General features: G+C 51.7%; 13 protein-coding genes. 2 read left to right on the top strand and 11 right to left on the bottom strand.

Annotated features, from left to right (window positions below; genetic code table 11):
* Window positions 1–210 precede the first annotated feature (210 nt).
* The 3 genes from ACFWUL_RS04655 to ACFWUL_RS04645 all read right to left on the bottom strand — a co-directional run bounded on the left by ACFWUL_RS04655 (window position 211) and on the right by ACFWUL_RS04645 (window position 4,605).
* The gene (locus ACFWUL_RS04655) at window positions 211–981 is read right to left on the bottom strand and encodes a TatD family hydrolase (RefSeq protein ID WP_416177941.1); all 771 of its coding nucleotides are present in this window, start codon (window positions 979–981) and stop codon (window positions 211–213) included.
* Window positions 981–2,933 (bottom strand): methionine--tRNA ligase, encoded by a 1,953-nt coding sequence (gene metG / locus ACFWUL_RS04650; RefSeq protein ID WP_416177940.1) that lies wholly within the window; start codon window positions 2,931–2,933, stop codon window positions 981–983. The genes ACFWUL_RS04655 and metG overlap by 1 nt, the downstream gene beginning before the upstream one ends.
* A 178-nt stretch (window positions 2,934–3,111) precedes the next feature.
* Window positions 3,112–4,605 (bottom strand): ISLre2 family transposase, encoded by a 1,494-nt coding sequence (locus ACFWUL_RS04645; protein WP_416177367.1) that lies wholly within the window; start codon window positions 4,603–4,605, stop codon window positions 3,112–3,114.
* 1,329 nt (window positions 4,606–5,934) lie between these two features.
* Here ACFWUL_RS04645 and ACFWUL_RS04640 point away from each other — a divergent pair.
* On the top strand, window positions 5,935–7,275 hold the full coding sequence (locus tag ACFWUL_RS04640) for an IS110 family transposase (protein WP_416177053.1): 1,341 nt from the start codon (window positions 5,935–5,937) through the stop codon (window positions 7,273–7,275).
* Between the two features lie 144 nt (window positions 7,276–7,419).
* Here the strand turns inward: ACFWUL_RS04640 and rsmI are convergent, their stop codons facing one another.
* The 8 genes from rsmI to ACFWUL_RS04600 form a co-directional block, all read right to left on the bottom strand.
* On the bottom strand, window positions 7,420–8,268 hold the full coding sequence (gene rsmI / locus ACFWUL_RS04635; RefSeq protein ID WP_416177939.1) for a 16S rRNA (cytidine(1402)-2'-O)-methyltransferase: 849 nt from the start codon (window positions 8,266–8,268) through the stop codon (window positions 7,420–7,422).
* Window positions 8,265–9,011 (bottom strand): tRNA1(Val) (adenine(37)-N6)-methyltransferase, encoded by a 747-nt coding sequence (locus ACFWUL_RS04630; RefSeq protein ID WP_297020851.1) that lies wholly within the window; start codon window positions 9,009–9,011, stop codon window positions 8,265–8,267. Before ACFWUL_RS04630 ends, rsmI begins: the two co-directional genes overlap by 4 nt.
* Window positions 9,004–9,840, bottom strand: a complete 837-nt coding sequence (locus ACFWUL_RS04625) for a PSP1 domain-containing protein (RefSeq protein ID WP_297020848.1) — start codon at window positions 9,838–9,840, stop codon at window positions 9,004–9,006. Before ACFWUL_RS04625 ends, ACFWUL_RS04630 begins: the two co-directional genes overlap by 8 nt.
* Window positions 9,828–10,853, bottom strand: a complete 1,026-nt coding sequence (locus ACFWUL_RS04620; protein ID WP_297020846.1) for an AAA family ATPase — start codon at window positions 10,851–10,853, stop codon at window positions 9,828–9,830. Before ACFWUL_RS04620 ends, ACFWUL_RS04625 begins: the two co-directional genes overlap by 13 nt.
* Before the next feature lie 550 nt (window positions 10,854–11,403).
* Window positions 11,404–11,994, bottom strand: coding sequence for an IS630 family transposase (locus tag ACFWUL_RS04615; protein ID WP_416177881.1), 591 nt, complete (start codon window positions 11,992–11,994; stop codon window positions 11,404–11,406).
* On the bottom strand, window positions 11,876–12,406 hold the full coding sequence (locus tag ACFWUL_RS04610; protein ID WP_416178105.1) for a helix-turn-helix domain-containing protein: 531 nt from the start codon (window positions 12,404–12,406) through the stop codon (window positions 11,876–11,878). Before ACFWUL_RS04610 ends, ACFWUL_RS04615 begins: the two co-directional genes overlap by 119 nt.
* Window positions 12,407–12,765: 359 nt before the next feature.
* A complete protein-coding gene (gene ltrA, locus ACFWUL_RS04605) occupies window positions 12,766–14,028 on the bottom strand; it encodes a group II intron reverse transcriptase/maturase (protein ID WP_416176787.1) in 1,263 nt (420 codons plus the stop codon).
* A gap of 549 nt (window positions 14,029–14,577) precedes the next feature.
* Window positions 14,578–15,714: an HAD family hydrolase gene (locus ACFWUL_RS04600; RefSeq protein WP_416177938.1), complete on the bottom strand. Its 1,137-nt coding sequence runs from the start codon at window positions 15,712–15,714 to the stop codon at window positions 14,578–14,580.
* 566 nt (window positions 15,715–16,280) lie between these two features.
* Between ACFWUL_RS04600 and ACFWUL_RS04595 the strand changes: the two genes are divergently transcribed.
* Window positions 16,281–17,621: an IS110 family transposase gene (locus ACFWUL_RS04595; RefSeq protein ID WP_416177053.1), complete on the top strand. Its 1,341-nt coding sequence runs from the start codon at window positions 16,281–16,283 to the stop codon at window positions 17,619–17,621.
* The last annotated feature ends 424 nt before the right edge of the window (window positions 17,622–18,045 follow it).

Below are 18,045 nucleotides of genomic sequence, written 5' to 3'. Positions count from 1 at the left end.
TAAGCTTGTTGTCGGGAGCTTATGTTTCAAGCTTCTTTCTTTTCGCTGCAGGATTAACAGCTTTCCTGACAGCTGGAACTTCCACATGTTCACACGGGACTCCCGCCGCGAAGCGGCCATACCGCTCAAGGCTGAAGGCTCAATGCTCCGTCCGTTTTCAAAGCGCTCACCACAGGTCAAAAAAACTCGAGACCTGCGTCTCGAGTTTTTTCATTCTATCCCATATATATCCATGCCATTTTTCTTTGTAATCTCTATGAGTTCTTCCACCGGCACCTTTTTGATTTGTGCCAGTTCTTCCGCCACGTAGATTACGTTGGAGGGGTCATTCCGCTTTCCCCTGTTTGGGGGCGGAGTGAGGTAGGGGCTGTCGGTCTCTATGAGGAGGCGGTCCAGGGGTACGGACGCCGCCGCTTCTTTGAGGCGGATGCTCCTGGGGAATACCACAGGTCCTGCGAAGGAGATGTAGAAGCCCAGTTTCATGAATTCCTGTGCCATTTCGGCGCTGCCGGAGTAGCAGTGGAGGATGCCCCGCATGGAGCTTCCCCTGTGTTCCTTCAGGATGGCCAGGGTGTCGCCGTGGGCTTCCCTGTCGTGGATGAGGAAGGGCAGGTCCAGGTCCTTTGCCAGCTCGATCTGCCGGCCGAACCATTTCTTCTGGGTTTCTTTGTCGCTGTAGAGGTAGTGGTAGTCCAGGCCGATCTCGCCGATGGCCTTCACCTTCGGCGACGATTGGGCGAGGTCCCCGATTTCCTTCAGGATTTCTTCGCTGGCTTCCCCGGTCTCCTGGGGGTGGATGCCTACGGCGGAGTAGAGGAAATCGTACTTCTCCGCCAATGCCAGGGATTTTTTGCTTGTAGGAAGGTCTTCCGACGGGATTACCACGTAGTCCAGAGTCTTCCGGAGCCTTTGGATCACCTCATCCCGGTCCCGGTCGAAGGCCTTGTCGTAGAGGTGGGCGTGGGTGTCGAAGAGGCCCATTATTTGACCTTGCTGCCGGCGGGCATATCCACGAAAGGCACCTTCAGCTCTCCGTCCTTGGAGGCAGCGAGAATCATTCCCTGGGATTCGATACCCATGAGCTTTGCCGGCTTCAGGTTGGAAACGAAGATCACGTGCTTTCCTACGAGGTCTTCGGGCTGGTAGTATTCGGAAATACCGCTCACCACGGTCCGTGTATCGCCGTCGCCGAGGCTGACGGTCATCTTGATGAGCTTTTTCGACTTCTTCACCTTTTCAGCGGTGAGGATTTCTGCCACCCGGAGGTCGGTCTTGAAGAAATCATCGATGGAAATGGAAGGTTCAGTCTCCTTCTTTTCTTCCTTTTTCTCTTCTTTCTTTACTTCCTTCTTCGGCGCTTCTTTCTTCGGTTCTTCTTCCTCTTCGATTTCGATGCGCGGGAAGACCTGGTCACCCTTGTGGGTTACGGTGCCGTCAGGGATGCCGCCCCAGGTGAGGTCCTTGTAGCAGGCAGCCTTGAAGTCCGTAAGGCCCAGCTGGTTCCAGATCTTTTCACAGGCGATAGGAATTACCGGTTCTGCCATGAGGGATACGAAGCGCAGTCCTTCGCAGAGGTGGTACAGTACAGCGTCCAGGAGGTCCTTCTTTGCGGGGTCCTTGCCCAGGGCCCAGGGCATGGTGACGTCTACGTACTTATTGAGGGACCGGATGTAAGTCCATACGGCCTTGATGGCGTCGTTGATCTTCCAGTTGTCCATGCCGCTCCGGAAGGCTTCCAGGGTCTTTGCTGCGTTTTCTTCCACTTCTTTCGATGCGGCAGCAATGGTTTCGTCGCCGGAAGCGTCGCCTTTGTGGAGGACGCCCTTGTTGTACTTGGCCACCATGGACAGGGTGCGGTACAGAAGGTTGCCAAGGTCATTGGAGAGGTCCGAATTGATGCGGTTAATGAGGCGGTCCCGGCTGAAGTTGCCGTCCTGGCCCAGCTGGATATCGTTCAGCAGGTAGTACCGGATAGCGTCGGAGCCGAATTCATGGAGCAGCGGGATCGGATCGATTACATTACCCCGAGACTTGGACATTTTCTCCCCGTCCACAATGAGCCATCCATGGCCATAGATCTTCTTCGGCAGTTCGATACCAAGGCTCATGAGCATGATGGGCCAGATGATGGAATGGAAACGGACGATTTCCTTCCCCACCAGGTGCACATCGGCGGGCCAGAACTTCCTGAACTTCTCCGGGTCATCCACAATGCCGGCGGCGGTGAGGTAGTTTACGAGGGCGTCGAACCATACGTACACCACGTGCTTCGGGTCGAAGGGCACCGGAATGCCCCAGGTGAAGCTGGTCCGGGATACGCAGAGATCTTCCAGGCCGCTCTTCACGAACTGGATCATTTCATTTCTGCGGGACTCCGGCTGGATGAAATCGGGATGTTCTTCGATGTACTTCATCCAACGGTCCGCGTACTTGGACATGCGGAAGAAATAGGCATCTTCACTTACCCGCTGCAGGGGACGGCCGCAGTCCGGGCACACGTGCTCCTTGGTGAGCTTGTTTTCCGGCCAGAAAGTTTCGTCGGGGATGCAGTACCACCCTTCGTACTTGCCAAGGTAAATATCTCCCTTGTCATAGGCCCGCTGGAACAGCATCTGCACAACCTTCTTATGCCGTTCTTCGGTGGTCCGGATGAAATCGTCGTTGGAAATGTTCAGTTCCTTCCAGAGCTGCTTGAAGAGAGCCACGATCTTGTCCACGTACTGGATGGGGGTGACGCCCGCCTCTTCTGCCTTCTGTTCGATCTTCTGGCCGTGTTCGTCACTGCCGGTCAGGAAGAATACGTCATATCCGTCGAGCCGCTTGAACCGGGCCATGCAGTCCGCAATGGACGTGCAGTAGGTATGACCGATATGGAGCTTGGCGCTGGGATAGTAAATGGGCGTGGTAATATAATATGCTGGTTTTTCACTCATAAAAAAATGCCTCCTCATGGATTGCCTGGGATAGGGCTGTGATTGGTTTGTATGTAAGTATTATTATAACGCTAATGGGAAATAATAATCAATGTGGGTGAGATCGAGGTATGTGTCAAGGTTTTCTCGGTACTTTATTTGACAGTCGATGTTATCAGGTTTCCCAGCCTCTGCTTTCTCAATAAATCTGTATCGCTTTAGCAAGCTGGCCCATCGGAGTTGAAGTCGCTCCGTATACGCCTATACGGCCTTCCAGGCACCCGGGACGGTAATTCCGTGCGTTCCTGTGCCATTTAGCGTCCCTGGCGGCTTTGCGGTTCGTTTTTACGGCTGCTACGACCGCCTTATGCATCTGCCGGTCCATCTTCTTGTAGGCTTTGCCTGCAGCACAGTAAATCAGGGCTTTTTCCAAAGTGTCATTCTGGGTAGCAGTAATCAGCGTGCCTATTGAATCCATACCTATCCTGCACCAGCTGCGCCCCTGCTTTTTCAGACGGTAGCTATAGCGTCGGTGGTCGCTTTCAGCTGCCCCCAGGTGGATATCGGTTCGGATTCCGCGCTCCCGGATGCCCGGGATATAGTCGGCGTTGCGGCTCAGATAGTCTGCCAGTCTCCGTACCTGCTCGGCCTGTTCTTCTGTTTCTGCGTAGCTGGCAGCCGTATCCAGATATGGCTTCATATCTGTGATGACATTTCTGCTCTTATTCAGTTCAAGCACGAATTTATCGATGAATCCACGTGGGCAGAAGCTGAGGCGGGTCCGCACTTTCTCATTCACATGGTATCTGTCCCGGAAATGGTAATGTGTCTTGCATCCCTCGACAATATTGTCGAAGTCATCGAAATTATATCCTGCTCCGCCATCCCCGTTGGAAAGTACTGTAATCTCGCTCAGATTGTACCGGCCATGCACCCACACCTTGACGAGTTCAAACAGCCTTTTCCTATCCGTTCCAGAGAAGCAGTGGTACCCTGTCAGTCTCGAACGTTTTCCATTCTTCTCGACGCCCTCATAGACCTGGATTCGGTGAAGTTCTATGTTCTGGCCGCCTTTGGTATCGGTGACGGGGTCCGCCTGCTGCTTCATTACAATCCCATCGCCCTCAATAGCCAGCAGCCCGTCCTCCGGTACTCTCTTCTCGGCCTGCTCCATGGCTGCATCTGCTGCTTCGTATTTTCTAACCATTTGGGCGGCAGTGCGGCTGAGATTTGAAACTGTCTGATGTGAAATATCCGTCTGGGTCAGAGTTTTCACGATATGGCTCACATTACGGAACTGGGTAACCTGGGCAGCCTGGGCAATGCGCAGAATCACTCCCATGCTATAGTGACGGGAAGGCAGAAATCCAAATTTCTTATCTAATGGGTAAAATCCCTGCTTTCCGGCCATCTCCAGCCGCCTCCGCTTGTAGGTGACAGGACCAAACAGGCAGTATATGGTTCTGGAATCCCGCCGGGAAATCCGCCACCCCTGAGGCTTGTAGACCCTCTCATACAGCTCGCCATCGATCATTTCGAAGGCCGTCGCCACAAGAAGGCCAAAGAGTTCCGTGAAGAGGTGCCAGAGAACCTGCTCCATGGCCAGTGAATCCTTGGTGTCCTTGATACTCTTGAGAATTTCCTCCTGAATAAAAGGTTTGAAAAGTTCGATATTCTCTGATAAAATGCTCATTGGGAAGAGTCCTTTCTTTTGATTTGTTGCAAGGAAATTATAACATTTCCATCAAAGGGGACTCTTCCCTTTTCTATCCAGCAGGGGAGAAATCCTCTACCGAGAAACATTTTACACTAAGGAGATCGAGATCGAGATCGAGGTCGAGACCGAGGTCGAGGGGAGATTGAAGGAGAAAAGGGCCGAAGGCCCAGGGGTCTAGATCTAGATCTAGGTCTAGACCTTTAGTGGCTCCGCCACGGATACTGTATGGCCGGGTGCCGCAGGCTTATCTTTACCTCCCCCATCTATGGGAGAGGTGCCGCAGGCGGAGGGGGCTCCCGCTGAAGTCGCTCCCACCGTATGAACCGGAATTCCCGGTCCCCCCCTCGCACCATACCATCAGGCACCCACCCGGGGGGAAGCGTGTCACTGGATTCTCAGTCGCCTGCGGCTCCCTACGAATCCAGTTCCCTTGCCACCGCTGTCGCGGTCCCCCGATCTCGGCCAGTCGACAAGAGGAAGGCGCTTTTATGTGCAGAAAAAGCGCCAACTTGCGACTGGCTTGCGAGTCCTGTGCAGGACTCGCACCTGCGCGATGAAAGTGTCTCACTGGATTTTCGCTCGCTGCGCTCACTACAGCACGGCTATCAGCGACTCACGATGATTTGCGCGTCGCTGACGCTCCTTCAAATCATGTTCGCTGCTGTAACTCCAGTTCGCTTACTTTTCCCTCTAAAGAGGGAGGGCTAGGTGCCTTCAGCGCCGCAGGCTGGTCTTTGCCTCCCCCATCTATGGGGGAGGTGCCGTAGGCGGAGGGGGCTCCCGCTGAAGTCGCTCCCACCGTATGAATCGAAATCCCCGGTCCCTGCTCGCGCGGTATACCATCAGGCGCCCTTCCACCGCTGTCGCGGTCCCCCTCCCCTCTAAAGAGAGGAGGTTGGATGCCTTTCTGGCAGCTGGAAGCCCCGTCCTGATGACTCCAACCGTAAGCATCGCAAATCCGCCGCCCAGCGGCTGGACCTCAATTCTCAATTCTCAATTCTCAAATCTCAATTAGAGATTGGGCGCGGTGCGCCACTGAATATCAAAGAAACGGGAGTTGTCTAACATCACTTTCTATTGGTTTTATCCCCTATTTGGGTACATACTTATGGTGGATGGGCGGATATACTACATAAACCCGTGGAGCTGAGTGGTGGAGCTGTGGCAGCGACTACCCCGTTCAATTAAATATGGAGATCATTCTTTGGAATTGAAAATTGGTGCCGCCGGGTTTTGGCCCGGCAATAGAGCCCGTAAGCTTATATCTTTGTACAATCGTCTCGATTGATTCAGAATGATCAGTCAATGTCCGCTACATTCACCTTTACTTCTTTATTTATCCTTATTGTAGAAAGGAGGAAAGATGCAATGCATGAACGCATGGAAATTGGTGACAGAAATGAATATATTCATCCCATATGCTGTGGGCTCGATGTCCATAAGAAATCAGTATTTGCAGCCGTCTTTATCTATGACAATAGTGACAGTCCGGTTAAATATTATACCGCCCAGTTTACTACGTATCCCAAAGACCTGAAGAAAATGACTGATTGGATCATTTCCAAAAACTGTCATGATGTATGTATGGAGTCTACCGGACAATACTGGCATCCAATATATGATGCAGCGGAAGAAGCCGGATTACATCCCCTTGTGTCTCATCCCAAGTACACCAAACCATTAAAAGGTAAAAAGAGTGATCCCGCTGATGCAAAATGGATTGCAAAATCCTATGCCAGTGGACGTGTGGTTGCAAGTTTTATTCCATCAAAAGAATTCAGAATCATGAGGTCAACAATCCGGTACTGCCAGAAAATTCATAATGCAATGACTGGAGAGAAAAACCGCATACTGAATTGCTTAACCGGGGAAGGCATCAAGCTTGATGTTGTTTTTTCAGATGTATTTGGGAAGACATCAAGATCAATCATTGACTATATGCTTAATCATCCTGGTGAGAAATTTAATGTGGCCCCATTCATTGGAAAACGATGCAAGACGCCAATCCCTGTTATCCAAGAGGCAGTAGCAAAGGCATCATCTGTAGATATATCTTCTTTGTCCAAACTCAAAGTGGCCTTCAGCAGGTTAGACAGAACTGTGAAAGATGAAGCAGTGCTCAAGCAGGACGTTGCAGAGAGAATGAAACCCTATGCTCATCAGCTGGAGCTGATCAGGACGGTCCCAGGATTTGACAGGGACCCATTTACCGCTATGCGGGTGCTGGCAGAAATTGGTCCGGACATGAGTGTATTTCCTTCGGCCAGACATCTTTGTTCATGGGCAGGTGTATGTCCGAGCCACGATTCAAGTGCCCACAAGGTAAAAGGCAGAAAAATATCCCGGGCAGGGAAATATTTGAAACCGCTGCTGGTTAATATTGCCAGATCAGTTGTACGTTCAAAAGACCACCCGGAAATTACAAGTCGCTTTAACCGTATAAAAAGCAGACGTGGTTACATGAAAGCCATCATCGCAATCTGTAAGATGTTCCTGACTGCCATCTGGCACATCTTAAGTAAGGACGAGCCTTACAAAACTGACGGCTACATGACTGCGAAGAAGCCTAAAAAGGCTAAAAGGGTAATGACGAGGACTCAACTCGCTGAATACCTTGCTTCGCAGGGGATAACTGTTGTTGATTGACAGCAGCAATCCGTTAACCACGTCCGGTTCATAAAGAACCTAAAGTTATTATACAACAGCTTTAGGAGGGAATAACCCCGAAAAAAATTAGATTTTCCAGGGGCTTTATAAAGTTACCCCAAAAGTAAGCTTGTTGTCGGGAGCTTATGTTTCAAGCTTCTTAATCAAAAACTGGTACACCTCTCTCCTTCCCATATGGAAGGCAGTAGCGATTTCCCGGGCCGCTTCTTTGGCGGGCATGGTTTTTGCCAGTTCCAGGGCCTTTTCCTGCCAGCTGGCGGCGCTGTCTTCTTCTGCCGCCATGTCTTCGTTCCATCCCTCCACAAGGATCACGTATTCCCCTCTCGGGTCTTCTACGTCCATTCCTTCCCTGAGGGAGGTCAAGGTGCCCCGGTCAAAGGTTTCAAATTTCTTCGTCAGTTCCCGGGCGGTAACCGCTTTCCGGTCTCCCAGGGCTTTGATGAGGGTATCCATGGTTTCTTTGATCCGGTGGGGCGCCTCGTAGAATATGAGGGTAAAGGGCACCTTTTCCAGATCTGCTAAAAGTTTCTTCCGCTTTGCCGTGATTTTCGGCAGGAATCCCACGAATACAAACTGCCTGACGTCCAGCCCCGATGCCACGAGGGCCGTGAGGGCGGCGTTCGGTCCCGGCAGGGGGACGATGGGAATATCCGCTGCAATGGCGAGCCGCACCAGGTCCGCCCCGGGGTCCGAAATCACCGGCATGCCGGCGTCGCTGACCTGGGCCACCGTCTTTCCGGCCATGAGCTCTTCGATAAGCTTCGACCCTGCTTCTTTCTTATTGTGCTCGTGGTAGGAAACCACGTGGCCCCCGATGCCCAGATGGTCCAGGAGGATCCTCGTGTGCCTCGTATCTTCGCAGGCGATGATATCCGCCTGTCTCAGGATTTCCACCGCCCGCTCCGTAATGTCCGACAGGTTTCCTATGGGTGTCGGTACCAGGTACAGGGTACCTGCTGTCAGTTCATTCATGGTGTCTCCTTCCCGTAGATGGCCAGGACTTCGTCGGTGTAGGAACCGTCATCGTTGTGCAGGAGCAGCGGCGGTTCCACCGTGAGTTCCGCGTGGCCGCCGTATTTCCATTCCATGAGCACCCTGACCGCCGTGTGCCCTTTCCGGGCATAAATAAACCGCATCCTCTTTGGTTCCATGCCATACTTTCTCCCCAAAGCGATGAGGTCCGCCGTCCGGTCGGCCCGATGCACCATGGCCAGCCGTCCGCCATATTTTAAAAGATACCGGCTCGTATGAAATACTTCTTCCAGCGTGGCGTTCAGCTCATAGCTGGCACTGGCCACGCCCTTCATATCGCTCATTTTCCCGCTGCCCACTTCCCGGTACGGCGGATTCACCACCACCAGGGAAAAGGAACCGGAAGGGAAGGCCTTCTTCGCCTCCCGGTAGTCCCCCTCCACCACGTGGATCACGTCCTCTTTATGGTTGCCTGCCACATTCCGCCGGGCCAGGTCCGCCATCACCGGGTTCACCTCAAAGGCGGTGATATCCTTTCCCCCCAGCGCCGACATGAGGAGGGCGATGACCCCGGTGCCGGTGCCGAGATCCGCGATTTTCTCTTTCGTCCGGATAGAGGGATAATGGGCAAGAAGCACCGAATCCACGGAGAAGCAGAACTGGTCCGGCCGCTGGATGAGTTTCATCCCATCCCGGACCAGGTCATCCAGCCGCTCCCCTTTCTTCAGCTGCCAGTCAGCCATTGTCTACTTTCTCCACTTCATCCCAGGAGAAGGTCTTCGTCTTCTCCCCTTCCAGCTGCACCTTCACCGTGTGCTTCTGGCTGTTCACGTAGAGCACCTGGCCGATTCCTTCTTCCGTAGCCACCTTCATGCCCACCCGGAAGAGGGGTCCCTTCTTCCGGTCCATGCAGCAGCGCTTCTTCTTCGTGTCTCCCTCGTACTGATCATTTTCATAGCGCAGGCAGCACATGAGCCTCCCGCAGACCCCGGAAATCTTCGTTGGGTTCAGGGAAAGGCCCTGGTTCTTTGCCATTTTGATGGAAACCGGTGCGAATTCCCCGAGGAATGTGGCACAGCACAGGGGCCGTCCGCAGGAGCCGATGCCGGACACCTGCTTCGCCTCGTCCCGTACCCCCACCTGCCGGAGCTCGATGCGGGTATGGAAGACAGAGGCCAGGTCCTTCACCAGTTCCCGGAAATCCACCCGCCCTTCGGAGGTGAAGAAGAAGACAATCTTGTTCCTGTCGAAGGTATACTCCACCCGGAGCAGCTTCATGGGGATCTTGTATTTCTCTATTTTCTTGAGGCAGATGCCGAAGGCCGACTTCTCCCTCTCCTTATTCCGCTCCAGCTGGGCCATGTCCTTCATGGTAGCCTTCCGGATAATGGGCTTCAGGGGATTGTCCCCATCCACCTCCGGATGCTTCGGGAAAAGGACGGCATACCCGTACTCCTTGCCCCGGGACGTTTCCACGATCACCCCGTCATCGAGATGGATGTCCAGGTGATTGGAATCAAAATAATAAATTTTACCGGCCGGCTTAAAGCGGACACCGATTACCTGTTCCATGTCTTTTCGCCTTTCTGCAGATGTTCTAATTCAATGAGAACCATGTCCCATACATTTTTTATATTGATATACCGGGAAACAGCGGTTTCCGCGGTCTTCAGTACTTTCACAGCCTCTTCCCCCCGGCCCTGGGACCAGTGGGGCGCAAGGGCTTCTTCCCTTCCGGCCATGGACCGGCACCGCACCAGGGAGGGATCCCCCGTTTCTGCCAGCACCATAATGTCCCGGCCCACCAGGGAAATCCACCGCACCATCTTCAGGAAATCCTTCCGATCCTTGAAGGTCATCATACTTTCCCTGGCAAAGGAGGCCACCCCGTTCGTCATGGTTTCCCAGAAATCCATGGCGCTGCCGGGCTGGGCGCTCCCCTCCTCGTCACAGACCTCCAGGGTAATCCCCGGATTTCCTTCGGACATCTGGAAAAGATCGTCCTCCGTCATCCCTTTGGGGAAGGAGAACTTCTTCGGATTCGCCGTGACGAGACGGTGGTACTCCTCCCGGGAAAGGGGATAAAAGCCGAACCGCTCTCCCCGGGAAATGATGGTGGGAAGGAGGGCATCCAGGTCATGGGTGACGAGGATGAAATGGATATTTCCTTCCGGCTCCTCCAGTGTCTTCAGGAGGGAATTAGCCACCGGCTCCATCATGGTCTGGGCCTCGTCGATAATGCACACATGGGGCTTCTCATCAAAGGAAGCCATGGCGGAAAGGAAGACCCGGAACTGCTCGATCCTGAGCTCCATGCCCTGGGGATGGAGGTACCACACCCTCTCCCCTGCAAGGGTCAGAGCGGGCATCTTCTTCCAGTCCTCCTCCGGCACCGTTTCCACTGCCGAAGGGAGGTCCTCCCTCGAACCCGCCAGCGCCGCCGCCAGGTCCAGGGCCGCCGTGGTCTTCCCCAGCCCCTCGTCTCCGTAGAAAATCAGGGTATGGGGAAGCCGGTCCTCTTCCATCAGCCGGAAGAGCTCTTTCTTTACCTTTTCCTGCCCGTAGAGATGGGAAAGAAAATCCATGATACACGCCTCCATAAGAATCCATGATTATTCTACCATGGGAGAAAGGGAATGGCAAAAGGACAGCGGCGGAGCCGCTGATGGCATGTGGCTGAGCGCCGTGCAGACGGGCGGAGCTTTGAGCCTTCAGCCTTGGGCGGAACAGGCCCTGCGGGCCGAGTGACGTATGACTGGACGCCGTGCGCACGGGCGGGGGCTTCCAGCTGCTGGCTTTTAGCTTCTAGGAAAGATGATCAGCCTGTGGCGCTGAAGGCACCCAACCCTCCCTCTTTAGAGGGAGGGGGGACCGCTTGCGGTGGCAAGGGAACTGGATTCGCAGGGAGCCGCAGGCGACTGAGAATCCAGTGACACGCTTCCCCCCCGGGTGGGTGGGTGCCTGATGGTATGCCGCGAATGGGGCCGGGGATTTCGATTCATACAGTGGGAGCGACTTCAGCGAGAGCCCCCTCCGCCTGCGGCACCTCCCCCCATAGATGGGGGAGGTAAAGACCGGCCTCCGTCACGCTGACATATCGAAAGCTAGAAGCTATAGTGAACGACAAAAATAACTTTATTTAAAGCTGCACAGGGTTCGAAGCTGATTATTTGGCTTTTTCCAAGCCTCGAATGCTTTTTCAACTGTTTCCATAAGTTCCATTAAGGTTGCAAAGAAACGATTGTGTGTATATTCTCTGCGGGTTTTTCTCCAAACCTGTTCGATTGGATTCAGATCAGGTGAATAGGGAGGAAGCATCAAAATTGTAATTTTATCTGATATATCCGCATATTCTGGCCGCTTTTCTACAGCAATTAGTCGATAGGCCTTTTTGTGCCAAGGGGCATTGTCCATTACCAGAACATAATGCTTGCCTTCCGGCAGCGGTTTTGCAGCCAAGAACTCACGAATAGAGGCTATTGTGGTCTCATAGTTGAATTTCTCCGGCTTTGTCGTAAATAACTCTCCGGTTTCTGGGATAACAAACCCACTATAAGGAGACTTGAAACGTGCCGGGAATGATTTCACCTTAGGTGCACTGCCTTTTTCATACCATCCACGTGTAATTGTAGTCTGAATTTGGAAATGCACTTCGTCCTGAAATGTCAGAATTGCGGTACTGTCTGCTTTTACTTCGTCGATTTTTTTTAAAGGCAATTCGTGCATCCGTATCTTCGTATCCCTTGGATGGATATAGTTGGGGGCGGATAAGGGAAAAGCCCAGACTGTGAAATAGACGTTGGCATTGTCTAACGCTTAGCGTAGTGTTGTACTTACTACTGATATAGTCAGACAAGCTCGGCCCATCCCAGACATTGTAGCCGTATTGTTTTGGCTCGGAAGTAAGGGCCTGCTTGATTTCTTTTAGCTGCCCGTTGGTAAGCTTTGAGGGCCGGCCTTTGTGCCCTTTTAATTTAAGTGCGTCAAAGCCCTTTTCATCAGCAATTTTTACCCAGGATGAAATTGTCATCTTGCTTACACCAGCTAATTTACTGATTTGGGAAGCAGACAAACCGGATAGAACCATGTTTACGGAGAATACTCTGAAATGGAACCTGGCGTCATCAGTAGACGACATAATCTCCTTACCTTGTCTCAAAAGTTCTTCCGGATCAGTGTGATACTTTCGATTGTTCATATGTACTGTACCTCCAATTGAAGTATAGCACATAGATACATCAATTTAAAGTAAAGTAATTAATGTCGTTTACTATAACAGCCCCGTGCTGATGACTCCATCCGTAAGCATCGAAATCCGCGGCGAAGCCGCAGGACCTCAACTCTCAACTCTCAATTCTTTGCGGCAAAGCCGCCAATCGCCCAGCTACCAGCTACCCGCTCATCATCCCGTCGAGTAGACGGAATCAGATTTCTCTGTCCGCCCCTCACGGAACCGTACGTGCGGTTTTCCCGCATACGGCTCTTCAAATAGTCTTTTCAATTCCATATCTGCACCATGATTCTTGGAGGGGATACATGTTCCGCCCATATTTCGCGAAACTTTTCCCATCCTAAGCTCTTACGTTGGCTTCTCTTATTCAGATATTTATGTGTCATGTACTTGGTAAACCGTACAAAGCCGGATATTCCTTCATAGTTTCCATTAACACCGTAATAACTGTAGTGCCCTCTGAGCTTTGCATTGAGATGGTCCACCATTTCGTGTACTGGCATATGCATATTTGCTTTCAGCCATTCCTTGACATTCTTCTTCTTTGTTTTCAGTTTCTTCTTGCTAGAGCGCACGCCAAGTCGGTATGTTCCGGTCCGAGTCCGAGTGTCATAGAACGTGAAGCCAAGAAAGTCAAATTCCTTGCCTCCCTCGCTATTTCTCCCAATGGGCAGTATCCGTGTCTTGTCTTTAGCAAGCTCAAGGCTATATCTGTCCAGTCTCTTTCCCAACACATCATAGACCTTTCGTGCATCCTCTTCGTATTCGAAGAGAACGAGAAAATCATCTGCATATCTGACATAGTACATTTCACCTTTCATACGAGGCTTTACAGTCTCCATCATCCAGGTATCCAGCACGTAGTGCAGATATACGTTGGCCAGTATGGGCGATATAAGCCCGCCCTGCGGCGTTCCTTTATCGCTCTCATAATATTTGCCTTCTTCCATAATCCCGCTTTTAAGAAATCTGACGGTGTACCGCAGAAAATTCTTGTCGGCTATGTCTCGGCTCAGGAATTCCATGAGCTGCTTTTGGTCCACGTTGTCAAAGAATCCTTTGATGTCTGCTTCCAATACCCAGTTCACGTTTCCTCGCATAATGGCCCGGTCAATCACACGGATTACGTCATGAGCACTCCGTTTCGGTCTGAATCCAAAGGAACAGTCCAGAAATCTTGGCTCGTAAACGGCTTCCAGTAAGTAAGCCATGACATACTGTACCAGCCTGTCTTCATAAGCCGGTATTCCCAATGGACGGCGTTTGCCATTTCCTTTTGGTATATATACCCTCTTTACTGGTTTGGGCCTGTACTGGAATTTCTTCATGGATTCCACCAGTTTACTGATGTTTTCCGTGACATTCCTGTCATAATCTTCCCTACTGACTCCATCAACTCCTGTAGCCTTGCCTTTTCTCTGTTTGAGATGGGCCGCATACAGTGTTTCTGCATTGACTCGATGCATCAGCCCTTCCACTCTTTCGTGGCCTGCTGATAGGAATCTAATCTCTTGTACATGTTTTGGCATTCTTTTGCAACCTCTTGTGTCTGAATGTTCTGCACAATAAGCACAACTATTTGCTGTTCCCTTCGCTCCATCCGCTTTCACAGACTTCCTTACTACTATGGAACAGTCCGACTCCTGCCGAAGTATTTGGGTCTCTCCTCTTCGTAGGATTCAATTCCCATACCTTGCGGACCTCGGCAGGTCTCCCAGGTACATACATAGTATCTTGCACACTCGCCATGCCCTTGGACCCCGGTGGCACCTGCATGTTTCTCGCTTAACGAACCATGCATTACAGTCTGCGTCCATCGAGAGAGAATCGACTGCCACTCATCATCGTTACGGGGCTGAATAAGCTTCACACTCACGGAGTCACCGCTTTGCATTACGGCTCTTGTGCTCCCCTGTCTACGCTTAGACTGCAACCTCACGATTGCAATCCCAAGACTAGGTACCAGCTGCCTGCTAAGCTTTGCTGGGTCATGGACTTGCACCACGGCTATACTATGTACGCCGAACTGGCGCACCTCGATCTCGATCTCGACCTCGATCTCGACCTCGACCTCGATCTTACTCCATCACCTTCTCAATCTCCGTGATCCGATCCACGTAAGGCACCTTTTCCCTTTCAAAGAGGGACGCCGCCTTTTTCCCTTCCAGTCCTGTAAGGATGCCGATGAACCTTGTCCCTGCCCGGCGGCTGCCGAGGACATCGGAGTAGGAGTCACCGCACACGTAGACTTCATCCTCCGGGGATGGCTTCATCCGTTCCTCCAGGTAGGCCTTATAGTTTTCCCGTTTCCTGCCGTACACGGCGCAGCTGAAAATGAAGGGCTGCGGCTTATCCGGCACCGGGCAGGAGAACATCTCCGCCGCCTCCTCCGCATCGGAAGCGGTGGCCAGGTACAGGGGATCGAACTCCTCGTACCAGTGGAACATTTTGAAGGAAATCTCCATTTCCTCCCTCGCCCGGCCCGTGGCTACGGCGATGCCGTAGCCCTTTTCCTTCAGCCGGATAAAGAGAGCCCGGATGGCCTCTGCCGGCGCCAGGGGCACCTCCCGGTGGAGGAACCCCTCCTTGCCGCCGCTGTAGGGCATATGGTGGAGAAGGGAAATGAACGTATCATCCCCCAGGTACCAGGCCTGGAAGGCTTCGGTGTGGATCTTCCAGAAATCAGAACGGAGCAGCGCCCAGTCCGTGGAAGAGCCGAAGTCCTTCGCCATTTCCTTCGCCAGGAACGTCACCACATCTTCCCCCTGCAGGTCTTTGGGCACCGTATTTTCCCAGAAAGAGAGAATTTCCTCAGCCTTCGGCATGGGAAGGCCCATCATGGCCAGTCCCGCCGCCTGCATGTCCTTCGGTTCATGGAAAGAAAGGGAAATCTTTTCGCCGCCGCTTCGCTTCTCATAGACCTTCGCCATGAGCCACAGCACTGTTACAAGGTATGCATGCACCATGTCCCAGTTCGAATTGATACCCCGGGCCTTCAGCCAGGACAGGAGGCTGTCGTTCCCCCACACCCGGCTCCGGCAGGAAGCAATCTGCCCCTCGGTGACAGAGGTGGGGTCGAAGTCGTCCCCCTCCGTGGGAAGCCCCATGTAAGCCTTGCTGTGCAGAATCTCCCACACCGTCAGCGCCGACACATCGAAATACCGTTCCTCCGAAAGAAGTACGCCATCCACATCAAAAATGACTTTCTTCATCATAACCTCCCGTACCACAGACGTTTTCTTTTTATTTTAACATAAAGGGGAATAGAGAGAACGAGATCGAGATCGAGGAGAAGAGGGCCGGAGGCCCTGGGGATCTAGATCTAGGTCTAGGTGGTCCGCCTGCGGCGTTTGCATCAATTCCCATCACCATCTCTCAGTCCCGTGGACAGCTCTCTTCTGAGAAGAGAGCCTCCTGCAGAGGCAATGGCACGTTATACTTACAGAGTCGTTAGGATTCCAACGGCGGCGGAGCCGCGGAACCTCAATTAGAGATTGGGCGCGGTGCGCCACTGAATATCAAAGAAACGGGAGTTGTCTAACATCACTTTCTATTGGTTTTATCCCCTATTTGGGTACATACTTATGGTGGATGGGCGGATATACTACATAAACCCGTGGAGCTGAGTGGTGGAGCTGTGGCAGCGACTACCCCGTTCAATTAAATATGGAGATCATTCTTTGGAATTGAAAATTGGTGCCGCCGGGTTTTGGCCCGGCAATAGAGCCCGTAAGCTTATATCTTTGTACAATCGTCTCGATTGATTCAGAATGATCAGTCAATGTCCGCTACATTCACCTTTACTTCTTTATTTATCCTTATTGTAGAAAGGAGGAAAGATGCAATGCATGAACGCATGGAAATTGGTGACAGAAATGAATATATTCATCCCATATGCTGTGGGCTCGATGTCCATAAGAAATCAGTATTTGCAGCCGTCTTTATCTATGACAATAGTGACAGTCCGGTTAAATATTATACCGCCCAGTTTACTACGTATCCCAAAGACCTGAAGAAAATGACTGATTGGATCATTTCCAAAAACTGTCATGATGTATGTATGGAGTCTACCGGACAATACTGGCATCCAATATATGATGCAGCGGAAGAAGCCGGATTACATCCCCTTGTGTCTCATCCCAAGTACACCAAACCATTAAAAGGTAAAAAGAGTGATCCCGCTGATGCAAAATGGATTGCAAAATCCTATGCCAGTGGACGTGTGGTTGCAAGTTTTATTCCATCAAAAGAATTCAGAATCATGAGGTCAACAATCCGGTACTGCCAGAAAATTCATAATGCAATGACTGGAGAGAAAAACCGCATACTGAATTGCTTAACCGGGGAAGGCATCAAGCTTGATGTTGTTTTTTCAGATGTATTTGGGAAGACATCAAGATCAATCATTGACTATATGCTTAATCATCCTGGTGAGAAATTTAATGTGGCCCCATTCATTGGAAAACGATGCAAGACGCCAATCCCTGTTATCCAAGAGGCAGTAGCAAAGGCATCATCTGTAGATATATCTTCTTTGTCCAAACTCAAAGTGGCCTTCAGCAGGTTAGACAGAACTGTGAAAGATGAAGCAGTGCTCAAGCAGGACGTTGCAGAGAGAATGAAACCCTATGCTCATCAGCTGGAGCTGATCAGGACGGTCCCAGGATTTGACAGGGACCCATTTACCGCTATGCGGGTGCTGGCAGAAATTGGTCCGGACATGAGTGTATTTCCTTCGGCCAGACATCTTTGTTCATGGGCAGGTGTATGTCCGAGCCACGATTCAAGTGCCCACAAGGTAAAAGGCAGAAAAATATCCCGGGCAGGGAAATATTTGAAACCGCTGCTGGTTAATATTGCCAGATCAGTTGTACGTTCAAAAGACCACCCGGAAATTACAAGTCGCTTTAACCGTATAAAAAGCAGACGTGGTTACATGAAAGCCATCATCGCAATCTGTAAGATGTTCCTGACTGCCATCTGGCACATCTTAAGTAAGGACGAGCCTTACAAAACTGACGGCTACATGACTGCGAAGAAGCCTAAAAAGGCTAAAAGGGTAATGACGAGGACTCAACTCGCTGAATACCTTGCTTCGCAGGGGATAACTGTTGTTGATTGACAGCAGCAATCCGTTAACCACGTCCGGTTCATAAAGAACCTAAAGTTATTATACAACAGCTTTAGGAGGGAATAACCCCGAAAAAAATTAGATTTTCCAGGGGCTTTATAAAGTTACCCCAAAAGTAAGCTTGTTGTCGGGAGCTTATGTTTCAAGCTTCTCTGCACTCAATTCTCAATTCTGCCTTTTCGCCGCAGGCGGATTTCTTAACCTCCCCCATCTATGGGGGAGGTGCCGTAGGCGGAGGGGGCTCCCGCTGAAGTCGCTCCCACTGTATGAATCGAAATCCCCGGCCCCTCTCGCGCCATACCATCAGGCACCGCAGGTGAGTCTTTACCTCCCCCATCTATGGGGGAGGTGCCGCAGGCGGAGGGGGTTCTCGCAAAAGTCGCTCCCACCGTAAGCGCCGTTAACCTCAGCCGCT

The sequence above is a fragment of the Dialister sp. genome (assembly GCF_047832375.1).
Classification (GTDB): Bacteria; Bacillota; Negativicutes; order Veillonellales; family Dialisteraceae; genus Dialister.
Note: the sequence above shows the minus strand (reverse complement) of the source record. Positions and strands in the feature narration are given on the sequence as shown.